Source organism: Paenibacillus sp. EKM301P, from assembly GCF_011800295.1.
Taxonomy (GTDB): domain Bacteria; phylum Bacillota; class Bacilli; order Paenibacillales; family Paenibacillaceae; genus Paenibacillus; species Paenibacillus polymyxa.
The window spans coordinates 1-256 of the sequence record NZ_JAALFM010000140.1 but is presented as its reverse complement, the minus strand read 5'-3'; the positions used below and the strand labels follow the sequence as shown (position 1 = coordinate 256).

Below are 256 nucleotides of genomic sequence, written 5' to 3'. Positions count from 1 at the left end.
AACGGACTGATTTCAGAAGGTCAATTGCAATTGACGATCAGCTACAGCCATCAGGAATATCGCAAGGAAACGATGGAACAGCTAGCCGAAGCGCTCAGAACCAGCCTGCAGGAAATCATCGCACATTGCGCGGGTCGCAAACAGCAGGAGCTGACGCCAAGCGATGTGATGCTTAAACCTGTAACCTTGGCCGAGCTGGATCAGTTAGTAGAGCGGACTCGTGACATCGGGGAACTGGAAAATGTATATGCCTTGA

General features: G+C 50.8%; 1 protein-coding gene. It reads left to right on the top strand.

The window, feature by feature from the left end; translation table 11 throughout:
* On the top strand, nt 1–256 hold a 256-nt coding region (locus HFD99_RS25250; RefSeq protein WP_167441099.1), incomplete at both ends, for a condensation domain-containing protein.